Origin of the sequence: Spirulina major PCC 6313 (assembly GCF_001890765.1) — a bacterium.
GTDB classification, from domain to species: Bacteria; Cyanobacteriota; Cyanobacteriia; order Cyanobacteriales; family Spirulinaceae; genus Spirulina; species Spirulina major.
Genome location: NZ_KV878783.1, coordinates 4,101,403 through 4,123,686, shown reverse-complemented (window position 1 = coordinate 4,123,686; position 22,284 = coordinate 4,101,403). Strand labels below are relative to the sequence as shown.

The following is a 22,284-nucleotide window of genomic DNA, read 5'->3' as shown; positions in this document are numbered from 1 at the left end:
AATTGAGGATTTCAATGGGAATTGTGTATTTAGTGTAGTGTATGCCAACCGCCCGTTGTATCGATCAGCGATCTCGTAAAATGAAAGGCTGAACCCTTGGCAACTGAGATGGCATGACCAAAACCGCCGCAATTTCCGCGCAAACCGCCGATCGCCGCTGGCCCTATTGGCCGATTGTGCCGATTTATCCCTACGGGCAACGTCGCACCCTACGCCGGGAGCTTGTCCCGGATTGGATTTGGGTGTTTGAGCAGGTGCAGGGGATTTTCTATGTGGTGGTGCCGATTCGGATGACGGTGGTGCGGTTGGAGGCGGGGGGCTTGTTGGTCTATGCGCCGGTGGCTCCGACGGGGGAATGTTTGGGGTTATTGCGGGAACTGTGCGATCGCTTCGGGGACGTGCGCTATATTATCCTGCCGACGATTTCCGGGATTGAACATAAGGTATTTATCGGCCCCTTTGCCCGTCGTTTCCCGGCTGCAACGGTGTTTGTCGCCCCCGGTCAATGGAGTTTTCCCCTCAATTTACCCCTGAGTTGGTTGGGCTGTCCCTGGGGACGGACGGAAATTTTGCCCCCGGAACGGTCGGCCACGCCCTTCGCCGATGAGTTTGATTATGAAATTTTGGGGCCGTTGAGTTTGGGGCTGGGGAAATTTGGCGAAGTGGTGTTTTATCATCGGCGATCGCGCACTCTCCTCGCCACGGATACGATCCTCTCCGTTCCCCCCGACCCGCCGGAGGTGGTGCAGCTTGACCCCTACCCCCTCCTCTTCCACGCCAAGGACGGAGCCGCCGACCCGATCCGCGACACCCCCAGCAACCGCCAAAAGGGCTGGCAACGGATTTGCCTCTTTGCCCTCTATTTTCGCCCCGCCACTTTAGAAACGGTTGATCTCGGCCCGGCGTGGCAGGAGGCGAAACAGGGGAGCGATCGCACCCGCCGGGCCTATTTCGGCCTCTATCCCTTCACCTGGAAAGCCGGTTGGCGCGACACCTTCGCCACCCTCAGCCACCATGAAACCCTCCGCGTCGCCCCGATCCTCCAAACCCTGATCCTCAACCGTGACCCTGTGACCGTGCGCCATTGGTGCGATCGCGTCGCCCGCTGGCCCTTCGAGCGGATTATTCCCTGTCATTTCACTGCTGCGATCGCCGCCACCCCCCACGATTGGCGCGACGCTTTTCAATTCCTCACCCCCAACCCCGCCCAGACGTTACCCGCCGCCGATCTCCAAGTCCTGCGGGATATCGATCGCCGCCTCATCGATCTGAAGGTCACGCCCCCGCCCGCCTAATCCGTGGGATTGCCCCCCCGCTCGGTTTGGTAGGTGCGATCGCCTACAACCCGTTGCCGATCAAAATAAAGGGCGACCAATGGTAAGGATGACTAAAACCGGGGGGGTTGGGGGTGGCTGCACCGTTGCGGGGTCGCACAGATACCAAAGAGCGACTATCAGCCATGCGTGTTTCAAAGTCGGCGGTTTCCTCTCGGTACAACAGGCTCAACTGTGCTTGACGCAGGGCCTCGGCTTGGCTGAGTTCCCCCGTGGAGAGCAGGGCATAAAACCGCTGCATCAATACGCTGGTGCTGCTGTCGTTCACTGACCACAGGGAGGCGATCGCCGTTTTGGCGCGACCGTCTTTGAGAAAATAGGAACTAATCCCGGCAATTTCTGTTCCATCGCCCCCATCACCCCCCAGGGCGGTTTGACAGGCTGACAACACCACCAATTGCAGATTGCGCAACCGCCGATCCATCACATCAATATCGGCGGTTTTCAGCGTGGTTCCATCACCGAGCAAAATATAGGAATCTTCAGCGCGACCGGGGACAAACTCAGCATGGGTGGCTAGATGGAGGATGTTATGGCTGAGGACGTTGGTTTTGAGGTTGTCGAGGGTAAAGTCACGATTGAGCAGCACTTGACCGGGATAGACCCCCGGATCATTGCCTTCGATCACAATCGCATCCAATTCAGCTTGCACTGCTGGGAGGGGGCTAAAGCCGGCGATCGCATCGGTTAACCCCAAGCCGAGGACGTTGGTTTGTTGATGGTCGAGGCGGCTGCTGGTGTCGGTGAGGGCGGGGGCGAGGACGCTGGAAATCTGGAACCGTTCGAGTAGGTATTGTTCACCATCAAACAGGGCTGCCATGGGAATGTAGCGGGTGACGCGATCGTTCACGAATACTAAATGATCAATCTCGTTGGCGGCAAGTTCGCTTTCGAGGGGTTTAATGATCCAATCATAAAGTTGTTGGCTGGCGGTTTGGATGGCTTGGATGTTGCCGCTGGTTTTGAGGTGGCGACCGAGGTGGTGGACGGTTTGGGCGAGTTCGGCTTGGGTGACGGGAACTTCAATGCTACCAATCACGCCCCCGGCGGCTGCCCAGACGAGCCAGAGTTTATCTTCGAGGACGAAGGGATAAATTAGGACGGCATTCTGTCCCGCGTCCTGATAGGCCATGAGCAGGTCTTCGGCTTCGCTGCTGAGGTTATCGAGGTCTTGGAATACGTCGTCATCTCTGCGATTGGCTTGGATGGTGGCGATAAAGTTTTCGATTTGGGCGTTGTATTGGGCTTTGAGTCCTTCGAGTTGGCGGTAGAGGCGATCGAGGTCGTTGCAGTTGCTGTCTTCGCAGGTGAGGATTGTGGTTCCGAGGGCGATGAGGCTGTTGTGGTCATTGAGGACGGCTTGTTCGGGGTCGGTGTAGCGGATTTTGCCGTCGCTGGTGAAGGTGGCGCGGGTATTGGTGAAGTCGCGCAGTTCTTCGAGTTTGAGGAGGTCTAAGACTTGTTGGGCTTCGGGGATGCGGGCTTGTTGGAGGAGGAGGTTGACGAGGAAACGGTAGTCGTCTTCGATGGTGGTGATGTAGGTTTGGCGGAGTTGTTCGTCGAGTTGGCGGTTATCGGTGCGGATGGTTTCGCGGATGCGGACGGATTCTTTGAGGAAGATGATCGCGACTTCGGGTTGGTTTTGGTCGGCGAATATTCTGCCGATGTTATTGAGGGTAATACTGATCCCTTCGCGATCGCCTACCGCCTGCCTCAGGGGTAAGGCTTGGTTCAAATACTCCAATGCCTGGCTCTTTTCTCCTAGGTTGTAATAAACCGCACCTATACTATTGAGGCTCGCGGCTTCCCCATTGCGATTATCCATTGCGCGAAAAAGTGGCAAGGCTTGCTTGAAGGAGTTGAGGGCGCGTTCTCTTTCTCCTGATGCTAAGTAAATATTGCCAATACCATTGAGAATATAGGCTTCCCCATTGCGATTATCCATTGCGCGAAAAAGTGGCAAGGCTTGGTTGTAATAATCGAGAGCACGATTTTTTTCGTTTAGAGAATAATAAACTAAACCAATATTATTGAGGCTCACAGCTTCCCCATTGCGATCACCCACTGCCTGAAAAAGTAGCAAAGCTTGCTTGAAGGAGTTGAGGGCTTTTTCTCTTTCGCCTAAGAAATCGTATACTCTACCGATATTATTGAATGTGGTGGCTTCCCCACCACGATTACCTACAGTACGAAAAAGTGACAAACCTTGATTGTAGTATTCAAGAGCACGGCTCTTTTCTCCTAATGTTGAGTAAACTCTACCAATATTATTGAGGGTTGTGGCTTCTCCATCGCGATCTTCTACTGCATGAAAAAGTGGCAAAGCTTGATTGTAATATTCAAGAGCACGGCTCTTTTCTCCTAAATCATCATAGACAATACCGATATTATTAAGGGTTATGGCTTCACCGATTCGATTGCTTATTGCACGTCTGAGGAGCAAGGCTTGGTTAAAGTATTCAAGGGCGCGACTCTTTTCTCCTAATGCATTGTAGACACTACCAATATCATTGAGCGTATTCGCTTGCCATTGCTGCACCAGTTGCAAGTCTTCACCTGTTGATTGCTGGCTTAAGTTCTGCCACAATTTGAGGGATTTTTCATACTGTTGTAATGCTTGAGTATTAAAATTCAACCTGAGATGTGCAAAGCCCGCATAATATCGTGTAATGGCTTCACCAAATGTTCTACCACTCGATTGCAATAAAGGGATCGCGGCTTCAAACTTTTCAAGTGCTGCTCGTAACGATTCCGCTGTCCCTTGGTCGAACAATTCCCGCCCTTCTTGATAAAGCCGCAACGCCTCATTCACTTCGGCACTTTGCGCGAGGAGTTCACGGGAAAATTCGGGGTCTGGTGCAGGGAGTAGCTGAGTTTGCGTCTCCAATAGCCGGACTATCTCCGCTGGAGAGGCTTCGCCAACGACTCCGCTCAGTCCTCGATCACTGAGGGTTGAGCGGAGTCGAAACCCGGATGGTTCCACACCTTTAGCGGCCTCCCCCGCCAACAACCCCGCCAACACAATCCCACCCAGCAACCCCCTTAATCCCCCCATCACTATCCACTCCCCAACCGATAGAAATACGCCCCCAGTCTAGCCCAGCCTTCCCGGTTAGACATCACCCGTTGCCAAAATAGAAACAGGGCGTACAAAAAAACCCCCCCTTTTTAAGGGGGGCAGGGGGGATCGAGAGCCTGAAACGAAGCGAGGGACTAGCGTCTGCGGCACACCTTGCGCGATCCCCCCGGCTTCGCCGACCCCCTTTTTAAGGGGGTTAAATTCTGGGAGAAATCCGCCAACATCACCATCCACTCCCCAACCGATAGAAATACGCCCCCAGTCTAGCCCAGCCTTCCCGATTAGACATCGCCCGTTGCGGAAAGAATAGAGATCGCCCCCAAACCCAACAACGATGCTACCTTAACCACCATGGCATTCATCTCAACCCAACCCATGCCAAGGCGCGATCGCATTGGCCACCGTGCTAACTTTCTCTCTGAATACCGCCGCTACAATTGAGAGAAAATCCCACAATTCCCATGCAAATTACCGGATTTTAGAGATAATTACTGAGCGATTTTAGGGGTTGCGATCGCGCGATCGCTACTCTGCGGGTTGAGGGGTAACCTGATCATTTAACTCTTGGAGGAGAGTTTCAAGTTGTTGGGTGAGTTCGCCATATTCGGCCCAGTTACCAGCCTGGAGGGCCTCTTGGGCGGCTTCGTAGGTTTCGAGGGCCTCTTGGGCGAGGGGGGTAATTGTGGGTGAGGTGGTCGCCGTTTGGGGGGATGAAGTCACAGCCGTGGGGGTTGCATTTTGGGGCTGTACCGTTTGCTGGCCGAAGACAACAGCGAGGGATTCTTCTAGGGTTTCTCGCATGACAATTTGTTCATCGTAGGCAACAATCACCTGCTTTAATTCTGGCAATTCACTCTGTTCGGCGCGGAGATAAATCGGCTCCACATAGAGCAGCGAATTTTCAAGGGGAATGATCAATAAATCGCCGCGAATAACCTGCGAACCTTCTTGGCTCCAGAGGGTAAGTTGTGGGGAAATGTCGGAGTCTTGATCGATGCGGGCTTCGATCTGTTGGGGGCCGTAGATGAGTTCTTGTTTGGGGAAATCATAGAGTAAGGCTGTGCCGTAGTTGTCGCCATCACAACGGGCAGCCATCCAAGCGACCATATTATCTTTATTGACTGGCGTAAAGGGCAAGATTAAGAGGAATTCTTCTTGCTCGGATTCCGGTAATTTCATGATCACATAATAAGGCTCCATCACTTCTTCTGCATCTTCATACAGTTGGGTGGGGAGCCGCCAGAGGTCTTCTTGGTTGTAGAAGACTTCGGGGCTTGTCATGTGGTAGGACAAATACATTTGCGCCTGGATTTGGAAGAGATCCACGGGGTAGCGAAAATGGGCGCGAACATTGTCGGGAATGGGGTCGTTGGTGAAGAGACTGGGGAAGATTTTGGCGTAGGTTTGGAGGACGGGATCGGTTGGATCGACGATGAAGAATTGCACCGTGCCATTATAGGCATCGACGAGGACTTTAACGGAGTTGCGAATGTAGTTGAACTGGGGGGAAATGGGTTCGGAGTAGGGGAAGCGATCGCTAATCGTATAGCCATCAATCAGCCATTGCAGCCGACCGTCAATGATGGCGAGGTAGGGGTCACGATCGAGGCGGAGGAAGGGGGCGAGGCGTTGGATGCGATCGCGAATCGTGCGGTGATAATGGATGCGCGATTCGGGTGTGAAATAGTTCGAGATTAAGACTTTGAAATCGCGGCGATCGATGGCATACAGCAAGCGATGGAAAAACGATGGCATCGGCACACCGCCCAGGCCATCGTAGCGGTTGGCGGCGTTTTCTTCCCCGATGGGATAGTCAAATTCATCGGTGCTCATGCCAGTGTAAATGAATGTATCCGTGGCTTCACCGTAATAGATGCGCGGCTGATCAATGGTGATATCGATGGAGCTTTGGGGGGGAATGTCTTGGATGAAGAGTTCCGGCAGGCCTTGGGGGGTGACGCGATTCACGGGACTCATGACCGCGCCGTAGCCGTGGGTATATTTGAGGCGTTGGTTGACCCAGGTTTGGGCGCGATCGGGCACTTGGGTGTAGTCGAGTTCACGCCCGGCGAGCATCACTTGGCGATAGTTCTCGTTGAGGATGTAGCGGTCAATGTCCACATCCCGAAAGCTGTAGTAGAGGCGCAGTTCTTGCAGTTCGCGGTAGGTGCTGAGGAGGGGGCGATAGTCCCAGAGGCGAATGTTGTTGATCGTGCCGGGGTTGGCGTTGAGGACTTCCCAGTTGAGGTTGGATTCAACGGGATAGGGTTGGGTTTGGATTTGGTCGAGGCCGTAGGCTTGGCGGGTGAGGTCGATGCTGTGGGTGATGTAGGGTTTTTCTTTGGTGAGTTCGTTGGGGGCAACGAAGAGGTTTTGCTCAAGGGCGGGGAGGACGGTGGGCAACAGGAGCGCGATCGCCACATAGCCCGTCACGGTGACGATCGCTAAGGCCACACCATTACGCCGCAACGACCACCAGAGCAGACCTGCGGCGATCGCTCCCCCCAAACTCAACACCGCCAGCGACAACAGCCGCGAATGGGCATCGGTATAGCCCGCCCCAAACACCACGCCCTCAGATGAATAGAGCAATTCATAACGTTGCAGCCAATAGCCCCAGCCAATCAGCAACACCAAGCCACTGATCAGCACGGTGAGATGGGCTTTCACCCGGCCAATCACAATATTTTGCCACCCGCGCCCCGCGTCAATGCTGCCCTTGAGCACATAGACGGGAATCGTGGTGACTAAACTTCCCACCACGAGATAGATCAACCAATTTTTCAACTGATCATAGGCGGGCAATTGGAAGATATAAAACCCCACATCTTGGCCAAAAATCGGGTCGCTACTGCCAAAGGGGGTGCTGTTGAAATATTTCCACACCACTTCCCACCCATCGATAAAGCCACTCGCCCCGGAAATCGCCAGGAAAAGCGATAACCCCACCGCCCCAATGCTGACCAAGGTTTGTACTGGCATTGAATCGGGGGAGAGGCCCGACTTGAGCCGGAACACACTGTAGCGGGTCAGTTTGAGGGCGATCTGATAATTCCCCCAAAAACAGAGGAAAAACAGCAGCGCCGACAATCCCCAAGCGAGCGATCGCCCCACCGTCACTGTCATGAAAACCGGCACTTGGCCCAAGCTGTCATACCACCACCATTCGGTAATCAGATGCACAGTGGGAGACAGGATCAACACAATGCCGACCACAAGACCAATGAGAACAAGACTCAGTTTTGACGATAAACGCACGAGGGTTTCAGACCAATGAGGGACAGGGGAGGGTTGCGATCCCTTCTCTCCATGGGAGCTAATCCTGTAGGGGTTTGGAGACAGCCTGAGCCCCCTGCTTAACAAAGAAAAAACGTTCAATCGCAATAGCCAGGACTTTGACCCCTGGCAGTGGTTGCCTTCGAGAAGGAGCAAAGCCCACTAACTTCGTCAACGCCAGCGTAGCCTGTCGCAGGGAGTCAACAGCTTGGCCCGAGAGCTGATGCAACAACCTGAGTTCATCGGCATCAAAAAGCGTCTGAGCCGACTGTTCAGGGTCTTGACGCAAGGCATAAGTCAACCCGAGAAGCCGCCAAGCGACCACCGAGTAAAAAGTTAAGGCATTGACCAAGGTATGCACATCGTCAAATTGGAGCCGCTCCACATTTAACGCCCCAGACTTGAGAGTGAAGTGAAGCCGTTCAATGCGCCAACGCAGAGCATAGAAACGGAGGATGCGTTGGACATCCGCTGCCGTTGCCACCGGTAGACTGGTGAGCAAAGACCAGCACAGACTGTTGTCAGCGTCGAAGCAGTCCACCTGCGTTTTCCCATCGACACAAGCGACCTCGGTAGCCATAACCAGCGTAAGGGGCTGCGTCTTGTGGCGAGCGGGGCTCAAATCTTGACGCGGGTAGATGTAAACGGTTGCCGCCTGCAACTGCAAGGTCACGTCTACCGTTCGTCCCTTGCCCTCATACAGCCGCTCAATCTGCACTGAATACTGCCCGTAGTCGTCGAGCTGCTCAGCGACATCCGGCAATGGACAGACCGTTCCGGCGGCAGCCACTTCGACGCGGCGGGGTTGACACACCCGCACCAGCAAATCCACATTGGGCTCACGCTCAGCTTTGAAGAACTCGAAAATATCCCCTTCTCGGTCACAGGTGACCACCCACCGTCGGTTTGACCCTTGGGCTTGTTGGTTGACCGCAACCAAGCCCTTGAACCACTTTTGAGATTCTTTTTGCGGCGACGGCCAATCTATCGCCCCCCCTCGCGTCCAGTACTGTTGATGGATTAGTCCTAGGGGCTGCCCCTCCTGCTCCATGAGCAACACATTGTGCTGCATCAGTCCCCGCACCTTACCCTGGATTCTCCCCAATCCCGACATCTGCGTCTGACCTGAGTAGTTGTAGTACGTTGTGTCCTGAGCCGCGATGAGATACTCACTCTCACTGGCTTGGACTCGGGCTTGGGTGGATGCCACGTGACCGGACAACATCGTTGCACTGTTCATGTCCTTGCGGGCAAACAAACCGGCCACTGTTTGCCTAAAGCTGTTGCCCATACAACTCGAAAAGGACAAGTTGGGTTTTTCGTAGGCACGTTCATAGGCTTGGTTCAGACTTTTTTTACCTGGGGGCGGAAGGCGTTGAGTTGGCTAAACTCTGACATCTCTACTGTGCTTACTCCTCATCATTTTGGGCATAGTCTAACCTCCATAGCCTTACTGGGCTTTATCTCTCAGGATATCTTCAACCCCCTAATACATATGACTTAGTAAAACCCCTACAGGATTAGCCATGGGAGAAGGGTGGGGGATGAGGGCAACGGGAGACTAGGCAGCGATCGCATCATGGAGAAACTGCACCAATTGCGGCCCTTGCATTAGCCCTTCAATGCGCTCGGCCGGTTGACCATTTTTGAAGAGAACGAGGGTAGGCAGGGCGTGGATACCGTAGCGGCTTGCCAGTTGCGGATATTTATCTGTGTCAATTTTAACGATTTGGATTTGATCTTTCATTTGGTAGCCCACTTCTTCGAGGAGCGGGGCCATCATCTGACAAGGGCCGCACCAGGTGGCGTAGAAATCCACTAAAACGGGCTTAGTGGCTTGGGTGAGGAGGTCTTCAAAACTGGTGAATTGTTTTTTTACAGCCATAGGACATGAAGAGAGGGGATAAGGACTTGATGCAGAGGAAAGCCGTTCAAGGGGTAGAGCTACGACGAGACACGATGCAAATTGATTTTGGGGCCAAATTCGGGGATCGTTAAAGACTGTACAGACTTTAACGATAGACAAAACTATGGAACGCCTGCCGGAATCATTACAAAAACTTCAAGGGAAAGTGGCGATCGTCACAGGGGCATCGCGGGGGATTGGGAAAGCGATCGCCCTCCAGTTGGCCAGTGAAGGGGCCAAAGTGGTGATTAACTATGCCCGCTCCAGTGAAGCAGCCGAGCAGGTGGTGGCGGAAATTCAGGCAGCCGGGGGGGAAGCGATCGCCGCCCAAGCCGATGCCGCCCAAGCCGACCAAATCGAAACCCTAATCACCCAAACGAAAAAAGACTGGGGCAGCCTTGATATCCTCGTCAACAACGCCGGGATCACCCGCGACACCCTGCTGCTGCGCATGAAGCTCGAAGACTGGCAAGCTGTGATCGACCTCAACCTCACCGGCGTTTTCCTCGCCACCCGCGCCGCCAGCAAAATCATGCTCAAACAACGCAGCGGCAGAATTATTAACATCGCCTCCGTTGCCGGGCAAATGGGCAACCCCGGCCAAGCCAACTACAGTGCCGCCAAAGCCGGCGTAATCGGCTTTACGAAAACCGTTGCCAAAGAACTCGCCCCCCGGGGTGTCACCGTTAACGCCGTCGCCCCCGGTTTCATTGCCACGGACATGACCCACGGCCTCGACAGTGACGAAATCCTCAAATTCATCCCCCTCGGTCGCTACGGTCAACCGGACGAAATCGCCGGGATGGTGCGCTTTTTGGCCGCCGACCCCGCCGCCGCCTACATTACGGGCCAAGTGTTTAACGTCGATGGCGGTATGGTGATGGCGTAATATTAATTTTTCCCCTCACCCAACCCTCTCCCACAGGCGAGGGCTTCTGACTCCCTTCTCCCGTGGGCTACTGTTTATACATAAGTCGATCTCAGGTGAACATCCTGGCTCGATCCCCCCTAACCCCCCTTAATTAAGGGGGGAAACTCGGAAAAGCCCCCTTGGGCAGCGGGGAAATCCAAAAAAGTCCCCCTTTTTAAGGGGGATTGAGGGGGATCAAACAAGCTAGGTCAAGAATTGAGCGTTATGTATAAGCGGTAGCTCCCGTGGGAGGAGGGCTTGGGATGAGGGCATTCATTTAGGAGATAACTAGAGATCATGATGAAATTTGTTTTGAAGCTGGGCGCGATCGCATTCCTCACGGCTGTTGCTTGCCAGGGACTGAGTCCCGCCGCTAGCCTCGCCCATCCCCACCACTCCCCTAGCATTGGCAACCCCCAAACCCGCGACACGGGGCGGCATTTTCGGGAATTGGGGATTGAGGGATCGATTTTGATTGAGAATTTGGCGGGCGATCGCCTCCTGCACCACAACCCCCAACGCAACGCCACCGCCTTCCCCACCGCCTCCACCTTTAAAATTTTTAACTCCCTCGTGGCGTTGGAAACGGGTGCGATCGCCAACGACCTCGCGATCCTCACCTGGGACGGCATCCCCCGCGACCTCCCCACCTGGAACCGTGACCTCAACCTCCGGGAAGCCTTCCGCATTTCGGCGGTCTGGTTCTACCAAGTCCTCGCCCGTCGCGCGGGCCATGCTCAAATGCAGCAATGGATCGATGCGACGAACTACGGCAATGAGGCGATCGGTGGCCCTGACAAAATTGATCAATTTTGGCTCGATGGCACCTTACAAATCACCCCACAGGAGCAGATTGATTTTCTGCGGCAATTGTATCGGGGTGAATTGCCCTTTTCCGTGCGATCGCAAACCCTCGTCAAGGACATCATGATCGTCGAAAAAACCCCCACCTACACCATCCACGCCAAAACCGGCTGGTATGGCTTCGGCAATAATGCGATCCAAAATATCGGCTGGTATGTGGGCTACGTTGAAACCGCTGATCAGGTCTACTTTTTTGCCACCAACATCAACATCAATCGCCCCGAAGACGGAGCCGCCCGCCTCGAACTCACCCGCCGCCACTTCCACGATCTCGGTGTGTTCTAGCCTGAATTATTCATGACAATTTCGTTGGGACGGGGCGAATCATAAACGCACCTCCCCCCCTGCGGGGTACTCCTCCCTGGAGGAGATTTTTGGTAAGGAATCCCCTCCAGGGAGGGGTGCGCGGAGCACGGGGTGGGTTCTAATGATGTGCTGAGTTTAATTCAGAGGGGCTGAATGTCCTAACCTGAATGATTCACCCGTTGCTGTAATCCTTGATGGCTGGACAGCTCAAAAACAGAATGTTTTTTGAGGAAATTGCTGGATTGCTTGCCTGAATTGGGTTTCAGCGATTTTTTGAAGTTGTCATGAATAATCCAGGCTAGAAAAGACAACTCAGCGCAACCTAGGGCTTGGCAACCAAGCCCTGTGACTACGGTAAGGATCGGGCGAGGGTTAGCCGCTGCCGAGGGTGGGTAAAAAGGTGACGAGGGCGGGGAAGAGAATAATTAATACCATGACCAGGAGTTGCAGCAGAATGAACGGAATCACGCCGCGATAGATATCTTGGGTGCTGACCGTTTCGGGGGCAACGCCACGCAGGTAGAAGAGGGCGAAACCGAAGGGGGGCGTGAGGAAAGAGGTTTGGAGGTTTGCGCCCAGGATGACCCCGTACCAGAGCATATTAATTCCCAGGGCTTCGGCGATGGGGGCGAAGATCGGGACGATGATGAAGGCGATTTCAAAGAAGTCGATGAAAAAGCCGAGGATGAACACCGTGAGTAGGTTGACGACGAGGAATGTCCATTGACCGCCGGGGAGGTTGGAGAGGAGGTCGAACATGAAGCGATCGCCATGCAAGGCTCGAAACACCAAACTAAAGGCCGTCGAACCGATCAGGATGAAGATCACCATGCTGCTGATCCGGAGGGTAGCATCACACACCTGCCGCACGGTGTTCCAGGTGAGTTGTCGATTCAACGCCGCGAGGAGCATTGCCCCGGCTGACCCGACGGCTCCGGCTTCGGTGGGGGTGGCGAACCCGAAAAAGATACTCCCCAACACCAACAGAATTAACCCCAAGGGCGGCAGCATCACTTTCACCACCCGTGCCCACAGTTCCCCTGGGGCGAAGGTGCGCACGGATTCCGGCAGGGCGGGGGCGAGGCTGGGGCGCACCCAAGCGAGGATCAACACGTAGATCGCGAAGGCTCCCGCCATCATCACCCCTGGAATCAGGGAGCCGATGAAGAGATCCCCGACGGAAATGCCCAGTTGATCCCCCAAGACGACGAGGACGACGCTGGGGGGGATGATTTGGCCGAGGGTTCCGGAGGCGACGATGATGCCGGTGGCGAGGCGTTTGTCGTAGCCGTAGCGCAGCATGATCGGTAGGGAGATTAAGCCCATGGCGACGACGGTGGCGGCGACCACGCCGGTGGAGGCGGCGAGGAGTGCGCCAACGACGACGACGGCGAGGGCGAGTCCACCTCGGAGCCGACCGAAGAGGATGCCCATGGTTTCGAGGAGGCGTTCGGCGATGCCGGTTTTTTCGAGCATGGCCCCTAGGAAGATGAAATAGGGGATGGCCAGGAGGGTATAGTTGGCCATGATGCCGAAGATGCGCTGGGGCATGACGGCCATGAGCATGGGGTTAAAGAGGTCTAAGCCGATGCCGATCGCACCAAATAAAATCGCTACGCCACCGAGGGAGAAGGCGACGGGGTAGCCCAGGGCGAGGAAGCTGAGCGCACCGATGAACATAGCGGGGCCGAGCCAGTCATAGCCCATGGTGATTCTCCGGGGTGAGGATGACGGCGATCGCACGACATAATTCGGCCAATCCCTGAATGATTAACAGGGCAAAGCTGACTAAAATCATGGTTTTAATCGGGTAGCGGGGTAAACCACCGGGATCGGGGGACATTTCCCAAATGGCCCAGGAATTGACCACTGTTGACCAGGAAAAATAGATTACCAATAGGCAAAAGGGGATTAAAAAAACCACCGTTCCGATCGCATTGGCCCAGGCTTTGGTTTTCGGACTCCAGCGTTTGGAGAGCACATCGACGCGCACATGGTCATTGTGTTTGAGGGTGTAGGCTGCGCCGAGGAGAAAGACAAGATCGAAGAGATACCATTGAATTTCGATCAGGGCGTTGGAGGTGAGGTTTTGCCCGATGAAGCGTCCGAGGTAGCGACCCACCACATTCCACACCCCCACCCCCACCATGATTAATACTAGGCCTGTGGCAAACCGCCCCACCCATTCATTGAGGTGATCGAGACGGCGGGCGATCGCAGTTAAGCGTTGAGGCAACATGACCACACCACGATAAGAACGTCCCTTAATCTACCGCAAAGGAGGGGATCGGCCCAAACTGGCGCGGGTGGTGGTTAGTTCTCCTCAGCGGGGGGACTGTCTGGGTCAGACTCTGGCAGGGTGGGCAGGGATGGATCGGCGAATTTTTCCGGGATGAGGATCTCGGTTACGGGGCTGGGGGATGGGATGGGTAGAGGTCTAGAGTCGGGAATGAGGGGGCGATCGCGATCAATGGCCGACGGAGCCGCATCTTCGATCGCTTCGTTCACGCCGTCTTCGGTGACGGTTTGCCCCCGACTGACAAAAATCACCAATTTCAACGGACGGCCCACCTGCTGACTGATAAACCGTTGCACCTCCTGCACCTGTTTCGCCGTGATGCCCTCGACAACATTACTCGACACTTGCACATTGAGATAGACGATGGGAATCTTGGCCCCCCAATCAATCCGCGTATCGACGAGGGTGACATCCTGCTGCCCAATGGTGACGGTGTTGCGAACCACCAGGGTGCGAATGTAGTCTTCGACGCGGGCTTGACGAATTTGGGAAATAAAATTTGCCCCCAAGGGAATGAACAAGAGCGCCACGGAAATCATCGCCCAGGTAATTGAGTGGCTCACTTCGGCATAACCCGCCAGGATGAAGACCAACATACAGGCAAGCACAATCCCCAGTAAGTTGGTGAGATAAAGAAGCATGGCTTGCTGACTGAAGACCCAAAAGCTGGGGGTATCGAAGGCTTTGGCGATGGACAGACCAACGACGCAGATCGGGGGCATGAGGGCGACGGCGATCGCAGTCCCCGCCAGAGCATCACTAATGCTATCGCGCACCTTGGCAAAGCCACTAATTCCCCCAGCGGCGAGCGCAATCCCCAAATCCACTAAACTGGGCTGCACCCGGGCTTGAAACTCTGAACCAAAGGACGGAATCGGCGTGACGAGGCCAATCACCATCGCCAACCCCACGGACAACAACGTCCCCCCCACAATCGAAAACAGCGATCGCTTCAACAGATCCAGATCCCCCTCTAGAGCCGCAAACGCAAAGGCCCGCAGGGGTAACATTAACGGCGCAATCAACATCGCCCCAATAATCACCGCCGTGCTGTTACTAATCAGGCCGAAGGTGGCGATCGCACAGGAACTAATAATCAGCACCACAAAATTCGTTGACCAGGTCGCCTCTACGGTCAATTCCCGATGGAGGTTGCGGCCCTGCTCAATAGACACTGGCCGCGGCAAAAACCGACGCAAGACAGCAAAATAGTGGGTCATGGATGGTTTCATGATCTTCCTCCGAAAAACCCCATCCCCTTGGAGGTGGAGTTGTGGACAGCACAACCTTACGGGGTCAGCCCTGACCTACTGTACAGTAGATTTTTGATAACTTTGCCCAAGAGACAGACTACACTAGGTTCAACGCCAGGGTTGCCCCTCTTTCGCCCATGCAATCGGTATTCTGCAACGCTCATGAATCGCCAAACGCTTTTGCAACGCTACGCCGACGGAGAACGGGATTTTTGTGACTTAACGCTGCCCCAGATTAACCTCAGCCATACCACACTGACCCACAGCGCCTTCATCCAAGCAGACCTCACGGAGGCTTTATTTCAACAGTCCGAACTCAATAACACGAGCTTCAATAGTGCAATCCTAGACGGGGCGAATTTTGAACAGGCGAACCTGAGCCAAAGTGATCTGAGTATGGCGGAGTTGACTCGCGCTAACCTCAGCTATGGGGTGTTAAATCTGGCCAGCTTGATGGGGGCGGAACTCAGTGAAGGGTATTTGGTGATGGCTAAACTGTTGGGCTGTGACCTGAGTGGGGCAAATTTGACCGGGGCGACGCTGCTGGGGTCAAGCTGTATGGGGGCGAATTTTGCCGGGGCAGATCTTTCGGGGGCGAATTTCAGCCGGGCGTATCTCTATGAAGCGGATTTGCGGGATACCCTCCTTGAGGGTGCGGTGTTCAAAGGCTCACTGTGCAATTGCCGCACTCAATTTCCACCGGATTATGATGCGATCGCCGCCGGGGCCTATCTGATCGCGCCGGGGGTGGATTTGCAGGGGACGTTGTTGAGTGGGCTGTATCTGGCGACGTTGAATTTAGCCGGGGCGAACTTGAGCGGGGCGGATTTGCAACATACGAATTTAATGGGGGCGAACCTCACCGAGGCCAATCTCCAAGACACCAACTTCAGCGGGGCCAATCTCAGCGGCGCAAATTTAACCGGGGCCCGGTGCGATCGCGCCTGTTTTGACGAGGCTAATCTCTGCGGGGCAACCCTTGCCGACGGCACGATTCACCCGTGAAACTGGATCTGTTACCTTGACGCAACCACATGGGACAGTCAAGGGCAGCGGCGGTTACGTTAAAGAAACATGATTCTGTTATGGTTTAACCTGATGACCTCTAACCCATTGCCGCCCGGTTCTTTCGGATTGCCCCTCATTGGTGAAACGGTGCAGTTTCTGCGCGATCGCGACTTTGCCCTGAAACGCCAAGCACAGTACGGCCCCATTTTCAAAACGCAGATTCTCAACCGCCCCACGGTGATCATGGTGGGTGCGGAGGCGAATCGGTTTATTTTATCGACTCACATGGAGTATTTTTCCTGGCGGGAGGGGTGGCCCGACACCTTTAAAACCCTGTTGGGGCGATCGCTGTTTCTGATGGAAGGAGAAGAACACCGCCGCAACCGGAAACTACTGATGCCCGCCTTCCATGGCCCCGCCTTAGCCAACTATTTCACCACCATGAACGATACCTGTCGCCGCTATCTTGACCGCTGGGTCACGCGGGGCGAGGCAACCATGTTGGATGAACTCAAACAGATGACCTTTGCGATCGCCAGCACCCTCCTCCTCGGCAGTGAACCCGGTGATCAAACCGCCCAGCTTTCCCAATGGTTTAAAGCACTATCCGCCGGTCTTTTTTCCGTGCCGATTAACCTCCCGTGGACCACCTTTGGCAAGGCGATTCGGGCCCGCGATCGCATCCTCGCCCACCTCGAACACGCCATCCAAGACCGCTACCAAACCCCCACCACCGATGCCCTCGGCCTTTTGGTGCAAACCACAGACGAAAACGGCGATCGCCTCAGCCTCGACGAACTCAAAGCCCAAGCCATCCTGATGCTCTTTGCCGGCCACGAAACCACCACCTCCATGCTCACCTCCTTAATCATGGCCCTGGGGCAAAACAGAGACCTGTGCGATCGGGCCCGCGCCGAACAACAGACCCTCGCCGCCCAAGGCCCCCTCGACCTCGCCCAACTCAAAACCATGCCCTACCTTGAGCAAGTCTTAACCGAAATTGAGCGGCTCTATCCCCCCATCGCGGGCGGCTTTCGCGGTGTCGTCAAAGCCTTTGACTTCAACGGTTACCACATTCCCGCCGGGTGGCAAGTCCTCTACCGCATCGACGGAACCCACAAACTCGCCGACTACTACCCCGACCCCAACCACTTCGACCCCGATCGCTTCAACCCCGACCACCCCCAAGCCAAGCCCGGCGACTTCCGCCTGGTGGGGTTTGGCGGTGGGCCCAGGGTGTGTTTAGGGTTAGCCTTTGCACAAATGGAAATGAAAATTTTCGCCGCCCAACTGTTGCGCCACTATCACTGGGAGATCCTACCCAACCAAGACCTGAGCTTGGATCGCATTCCCTCATTGCATCCCCGTTCTGGGTTGACCGTGCGTTGGTCTACCCTAACAACGGCCGCTTAGAGGTGCGATCGCGCCCCTGAAGCCTCCCGTCGGGATTAGGGTAAGCGACCGGGCTTCGACAGGCTCAGCCCGCTCGAATTTCCCTTTTTAAACAGCCTCTTAGGTGCGTGCTTGATCTCTAAAATTCGACTTTTACGATAGTCTCTGAGGCGACGGATTAAAGGAGATTGTTGATCAGGTTGCCAATAATTGAATTGGAGAGGCTTAAGATCAGTGCGCCGAGTGCCGCACTCCAGATGCCGTTTTTCAGTCGAAACCCTTCGACTAACTGAGCAGCGAGGGCAAAAATAATCACATTGACGATAAATCTCACTAGCCCGTAGGCGAGACCGAGGGTCAAGATCGTGACGGGTAGGGCCAACGTTAAAAGAATCGGGGCGACGATCGCATTCAAAACCCCAAACACCAGCCCCGCGATTAACGCCTTATTAAAGCCGTCAATTTCAATTCCCAAGGGCAGGTGAGAAATAATCACTAAACTAATGGTCGTGATCAATGCCGTGATCAAGAAGGTCATCATAGGGGCGAGGCTCCGATGTTAAAAGGGGATATCGTCTAGATCGTCATTGGACAGGGGTTGCGGTTCTGAATTGGGCAGCGGGGCAGGGGGCGCAACGGGAGCAGGGCTAGGCAAAGGCGGGCTATTGAGGGGGCGGCTGTAGTTTTCCATCGACACGACGTTACTGGGGCGATCGCTGCCACTGGCCACAAACGCACCGTCTTGTTTGAAAATTTGGGAGGCACTCAGTTCAGCGCGTTTTTCCTTCAGCCCGTCGGGACGGTCGATGGTGTTCATGCGGAGGTTGCCCTGGATGATGATGCGATCGCCCACCTGATACTGCTCTTGAATTTCCGTCGCCAGATTGCCCCAGCCCACCACCTTAATCCGATTGGGTGGATCGGTGTCCCGCGAGGCCGGGAACTCTACCAACATTTGAGCCACCGGACGCTGATTATCTTGGGTGTAGCGTAGTTCCGGAGCTTGGACAATTTGCGCCATCAAAATACAACTGTTCATAATATCCTCAACATGATCAGCAGGGAGAAACGCCCTCATCCTATTTTAGGAGTGCGCGGTGCGATGGGCATCATTTCTCTTCAGTGTAGCGCAGCGATCGCCCCTCATTAGATCAAAAATACTCATCCATCACCCCGATCACACCTTCATCATCTCCGTCCCCTGCTCGTGGTCAATAAACTGCTGCACCCGGTGGCGATACTCCTTCAGGGTCAAATCCACCCAATCCCGGTCTTCACTATTGGCATAAAGATGAACAATCGGCTCCTCGGCATCGGGTAAAATCAGCACCCAATTGTCATTCTGGCGATTAATAATCTTCACCCCATCAATTAACTCCAACTCCTCCGCCGGATGGGTCTCCACCAAATGCCGCATCAACGCCCCCTTCACCGTCCAGGGGCAACGCATCGTATAGGACTTGTACCAAACTCGCGGCAGTTCGGCGCGAATTTGTTCGAGCGATCGCTCCTGCACCGTCAACATCTCGATCATCTTGGCAATACAAAACATCGCATCAAACCCCGGATGCAACTGCGGGAAAATAAACCCCGTTTCACCACTACCACCGAGCACCACCCCCTGATTCGCCTGACAGGTTTCCATCAACGCCGTCGGGTTCGCCTTCGTCCGGATCACCTGGGCATCGTGGCGGCGGGCAATTTGTTCCACCGCGCTCGACACCTGCACCGGCATCACAATTTTGTTACGTGGATAGGCCGTCAACATCATATCCACCATCAACGCCGTCAAGGTTTCACCCCGAATCGGCAACCCCCCCTCATCCACTAAAATAAACTGCTCGCCATTGGCCGACACCTGCACCCCAAAATTAGCCTTCACCGCCTCCACCACATGGCCCAACTGCATTAACAACCCTTCGCGGCTCTCGTTCGACACCGCCGTTTGATTCAAGCTCGCGTTGAGCACCACCGCATCACAGCCAAATTTCGCCAACAGACGCGGCAAAATCGCCCCCGACACCGCATACACATAATCAATCACCACCTTGGCCCGGCTCATCCGCACCGCTTCCACATTAAGCTGCCGTTCAAAACTTTGGCTGTAGGCTTCGAGCATTTGGGAGGCGTAGCTCATCGTGCCAATTTCCGAGATCGCCACCCGGCGCAGATCTTCTTTGAAATAGACCCCTTCAATTTTTTTCTCTTTGGCTTTGGAAATATTGATCCCTTTGCGGTCAAAAAATTCGATCAAAATTGAATCGGGGCGATCGGGATGGAGGCGCACATGGATGCCCCCTTCCACGTTTTGGGCGGGGATAATGGTGCGGGCGAGGGGGATGGCGGTGGATTCGAGGTTTTGCACGCCGACCCCGGTAGACATGAGACCGGCGATCAGCGATCGGCTCACCATGCGCGAAATGGCCCGTTGATCCCGTGACACCGTGACCATCGCTCCCGGCTTTAGGGTTGACCCGTAGGCGGCTCCGAGCTTGACGGCGAATTCGGGGGTGATGTCAATGTTGGCTAAGCCGGAAACGCCTTGCTGACCGAAGAGATTGCGCTGGGCCATATTTCCCCAAATGAGATTGATATTGAGAATGGCTCCGGATTCGATTTTTTTGCTGGGCCAAACTCTAACCCCTGGGCTGATTTGGGCTTCTTCGCCAACGCTGGAGAGGGAGCCAACCACGGCACCTTCGAGGATGTGGGCGCGGCGATCGACGCGAGTGCCCCGTGAGATAATGCAGCCCCGCAGGTGGGCTTCTTCCCCGATGATCACCCCGTTGGCGATGATCGGGCGTTTGAGGTTGGCATCGGCTCCGACGGTGATGTTGTCGCCGAGGATGGTTCCGGCTTCGATGTGGACGCGGGGGCCAATGCGACAGTTGTGGCCGATGAGGACGGGGCGTTCAATGCGGGCGGAGGAGTCAATGTAGGTGTTTTGTCCGACCCAGAGGCCGGTGGACTGTTCGGGGTAGTCGAAGTCGAGGGTGAGGCGTTTTTCGAGGCAGGCGTATTGGGCTTCTCGGTAGGCATCGAGGTGGCCGACATCGCACCAGTAACCTTCGGCGATGTAGCCGTAGAGGGGTTCTCCGGCGGCGAGGAGGAGGGGAAAGAGGTCTTTGGAGAAGTCGGATTCTTCGTTGGGGGGGAGGTATTGGAGAACGTCGGGTTCGAGGATGTAGGTACCGGTGTTGACGGTGTCGGAGAAGATTTCGCTGGTGGCGGGTTTTTCGAGGAAGCGGGTGATGCGGTGGTTGCTGTCGGTGATGACAACGCCGAATTCGATGGGGTTGGGGACGCGGGTGAGGATGATCGTGGCTTTGGCGTTTTTGGTTTTGTGGAAGGCGATCGCTGCTCGCAGATCAAAATCCGTCAAGCTGTCGCCACTGATCACCAAAAACGTATCGTGGAGCAATTCTTCAATATTCTTCACACAGCCAGAGGTGCCGAGGGGTTGCTCTTCTTCCACGGCATAGGTCATTTGTACGCCAAAATCACTGCCATCTTGGAAATAGTCGCGCATGATGTCCGGAAGATAGTGCAGCGTGGCAATGACTTCGGTAATCCCATTCCGCTTCAGCAGGTTGATGATATGTTCAGCAATGGGACGATTGACGATCGGCACCATCGGTTTGGGGAGATCACAGGTGAGGGGGCGCAGTCGTGTGCCCGAACCACCTGCCATCAGCACTGCACGCATAACTACTCCTGTACTTGTTGTGAGAATTTCGGGATCAGGGTGGAGTGATTTGTCTTGTTTTCCTGGGGCAATCCATCCTGGAATACAGCGTAGAATTGATCCTGTATCCATTCAGGCTGCATTTTCCACCCGAATTCTATCAAATTCCTCCCCAGTCCCAAGAACTCCGGCCCTGAATCCTGAGGGAATCCGGACGATTTATCGATCGAACTGTCAGCGATCGCCCCTCCCGATCCCATGATGCCTCGTGTCTGATTGACTGGAGCGATCGCCACAGGAGCAAGAGGCTATCCCTCAAAAAGGGGTGCGATCGCCACGGCAAACTCTGGCAATAACGGCGACGTGAGCAGATCCCCCACCCCCAAGGTGGCCGCTCGCTCAAGCTGTGCCGCCACCCGCCGATAAACCTCAATCGTTTTCAATCGCCAATTAACAATCCAATATTCCTGCACACCATAGCGAGAATAAAGCTTGAGCTTAATTTCCGTATCTCGTTGGATATTTTGCGGCCCTGCCGAAAGCACCTCAATGACCAACTCCGGAGCAACGATAAAATGCCCCGATTCATCCAGACCGTTCTCTAGACGGGTATTGCTCACCCAGACCAGATCCGGAATCACCGCCTCATAAGGCGAAAAAATGACACCGGGTGTACTCACGGGTTTACCTAATTTGGTTTGGCGTGACCAAGATTCCAACTCAAACTGAAGATTGCCACTGACATTTTGGTGGCAAATATGGGGGGCGCGGGTCACGTAGAGTTCTCCATCAATGATTTCGTAGCGTTTCCAACCCCCATCGTCGGGCATGGCAGTCAAGTCTCGGGTAGTCCAGCGGAGGGTAGGGGCAACCATTGGCGTTGTGATCCGGGCACAGATTGTAATCAATTATAACGATAACGCGCTGGCGATCAGCCCCTGTAGCGCGAGCTTCTCGCTCGCTGCTGTTGAT

General features: G+C 54.8%; 16 protein-coding genes. 5 read left to right on the top strand and 11 right to left on the bottom strand.

All coding sequences use genetic code 11. The features are described from left to right. Positions 1-113 precede the first annotated feature (113 nt). The gene (locus SPI6313_RS18220; protein WP_072622270.1) at positions 114-1,295 is read left to right on the top strand and encodes a DUF4336 domain-containing protein; all 1,182 of its coding nucleotides are present in this window, start codon (positions 114-116) and stop codon (positions 1,293-1,295) included. A 43-nt stretch (positions 1,296-1,338) separates the two neighbouring features. On the opposite strand, the gene SPI6313_RS18215 is transcribed toward SPI6313_RS18220, so the two are convergent. The 4 genes from SPI6313_RS18215 to trxA form a co-directional block, all read right to left on the bottom strand. Beyond that, complete coding sequence (locus SPI6313_RS18215) at positions 1,339-4,389, bottom strand: CHAT domain-containing protein (protein WP_084669106.1); 3,051 nt, start codon at positions 4,387-4,389, stop codon at positions 1,339-1,341. A 549-nt stretch (positions 4,390-4,938) separates the two neighbouring features. Further along, positions 4,939-7,671, bottom strand: coding sequence for a UPF0182 family membrane protein (locus SPI6313_RS18210; RefSeq protein WP_072622268.1), 2,733 nt, complete (start codon positions 7,669-7,671; stop codon positions 4,939-4,941). Between the two features lie 58 nt (positions 7,672-7,729). Next, positions 7,730-8,980, bottom strand: a complete 1,251-nt coding sequence (locus tag SPI6313_RS18205; RefSeq protein WP_072619200.1) for an IS4 family transposase — start codon at positions 8,978-8,980, stop codon at positions 7,730-7,732. Positions 8,981-9,250: 270 nt separating this feature from the next. Continuing rightward, positions 9,251-9,574: a thioredoxin gene (gene trxA, locus SPI6313_RS18200; RefSeq protein ID WP_072622267.1), complete on the bottom strand. Its 324-nt coding sequence runs from the start codon at positions 9,572-9,574 to the stop codon at positions 9,251-9,253. A gap of 145 nt (positions 9,575-9,719) precedes the next feature. On the opposite strand from trxA, the gene fabG reads away from it, so the two are divergent. Together fabG and blaOXA are read left to right on the top strand one after the other, a co-directional pair. Beyond that, a complete protein-coding gene (gene fabG / locus SPI6313_RS18195) occupies positions 9,720-10,484 on the top strand; it encodes a 3-oxoacyl-[acyl-carrier-protein] reductase (RefSeq protein WP_072622266.1) in 765 nt (254 codons plus the stop codon). A 321-nt stretch (positions 10,485-10,805) separates the two neighbouring features. Then, the gene (gene blaOXA / locus SPI6313_RS18190) at positions 10,806-11,654 is read left to right on the top strand and encodes a class D beta-lactamase (protein ID WP_072622265.1); all 849 of its coding nucleotides are present in this window, start codon (positions 10,806-10,808) and stop codon (positions 11,652-11,654) included. A gap of 393 nt (positions 11,655-12,047) precedes the next feature. On the opposite strand, the gene SPI6313_RS18185 is transcribed toward blaOXA, so the two are convergent. The 3 genes from SPI6313_RS18185 to SPI6313_RS18175 all read right to left on the bottom strand — a co-directional run bounded on the left by SPI6313_RS18185 (position 12,048) and on the right by SPI6313_RS18175 (position 15,206). After that, positions 12,048-13,388, bottom strand: coding sequence for a TRAP transporter large permease subunit (locus tag SPI6313_RS18185; protein WP_072623222.1), 1,341 nt, complete (start codon positions 13,386-13,388; stop codon positions 12,048-12,050). Beyond that, the gene (locus SPI6313_RS18180) at positions 13,372-13,914 is read right to left on the bottom strand and encodes a TRAP transporter small permease subunit (RefSeq protein WP_072622264.1); all 543 of its coding nucleotides are present in this window, start codon (positions 13,912-13,914) and stop codon (positions 13,372-13,374) included. The genes SPI6313_RS18185 and SPI6313_RS18180 overlap by 17 nt, the downstream gene beginning before the upstream one ends. A gap of 74 nt (positions 13,915-13,988) precedes the next feature. Then, complete coding sequence (locus SPI6313_RS18175) at positions 13,989-15,206, bottom strand: DUF389 domain-containing protein (protein WP_084669104.1); 1,218 nt, start codon at positions 15,204-15,206, stop codon at positions 13,989-13,991. Positions 15,207-15,389: 183 nt separating this feature from the next. Between SPI6313_RS18175 and SPI6313_RS23090 the strand changes: the two genes are divergently transcribed. Beyond that, positions 15,390-16,232, top strand: coding sequence for a pentapeptide repeat-containing protein (locus tag SPI6313_RS23090; protein ID WP_072622262.1), 843 nt, complete (start codon positions 15,390-15,392; stop codon positions 16,230-16,232). Between the two features lie 93 nt (positions 16,233-16,325). Continuing rightward, complete coding sequence (locus SPI6313_RS18165; protein ID WP_072623221.1) at positions 16,326-17,648, top strand: cytochrome P450; 1,323 nt, start codon at positions 16,326-16,328, stop codon at positions 17,646-17,648. Between the two features lie 157 nt (positions 17,649-17,805). Here SPI6313_RS18165 and SPI6313_RS18160 read toward each other — a convergent pair whose 3' ends face one another. From SPI6313_RS18160 to SPI6313_RS18140, 4 genes are all read right to left on the bottom strand, one after another. Next, entirely contained in the window at positions 17,806-18,168 is a 363-nt protein-coding gene (locus SPI6313_RS18160) for a phage holin family protein (protein WP_217650651.1), read from the bottom strand. Between the two features lie 18 nt (positions 18,169-18,186). After that, positions 18,187-18,666: a single-stranded DNA-binding protein gene (locus tag SPI6313_RS18155; RefSeq protein ID WP_072622261.1), complete on the bottom strand. Its 480-nt coding sequence runs from the start codon at positions 18,664-18,666 to the stop codon at positions 18,187-18,189. Positions 18,667-18,804: 138 nt separating this feature from the next. Continuing rightward, positions 18,805-21,333, bottom strand: coding sequence for a mannose-1-phosphate guanyltransferase (locus SPI6313_RS18150; RefSeq protein ID WP_072622260.1), 2,529 nt, complete (start codon positions 21,331-21,333; stop codon positions 18,805-18,807). 287 nt (positions 21,334-21,620) lie between these two features. Further along, positions 21,621-22,187, bottom strand: a complete 567-nt coding sequence (locus SPI6313_RS18140; RefSeq protein ID WP_072622258.1) for a Uma2 family endonuclease — start codon at positions 22,185-22,187, stop codon at positions 21,621-21,623. Between the last annotated feature and the right edge of the window lie 97 nt (positions 22,188-22,284).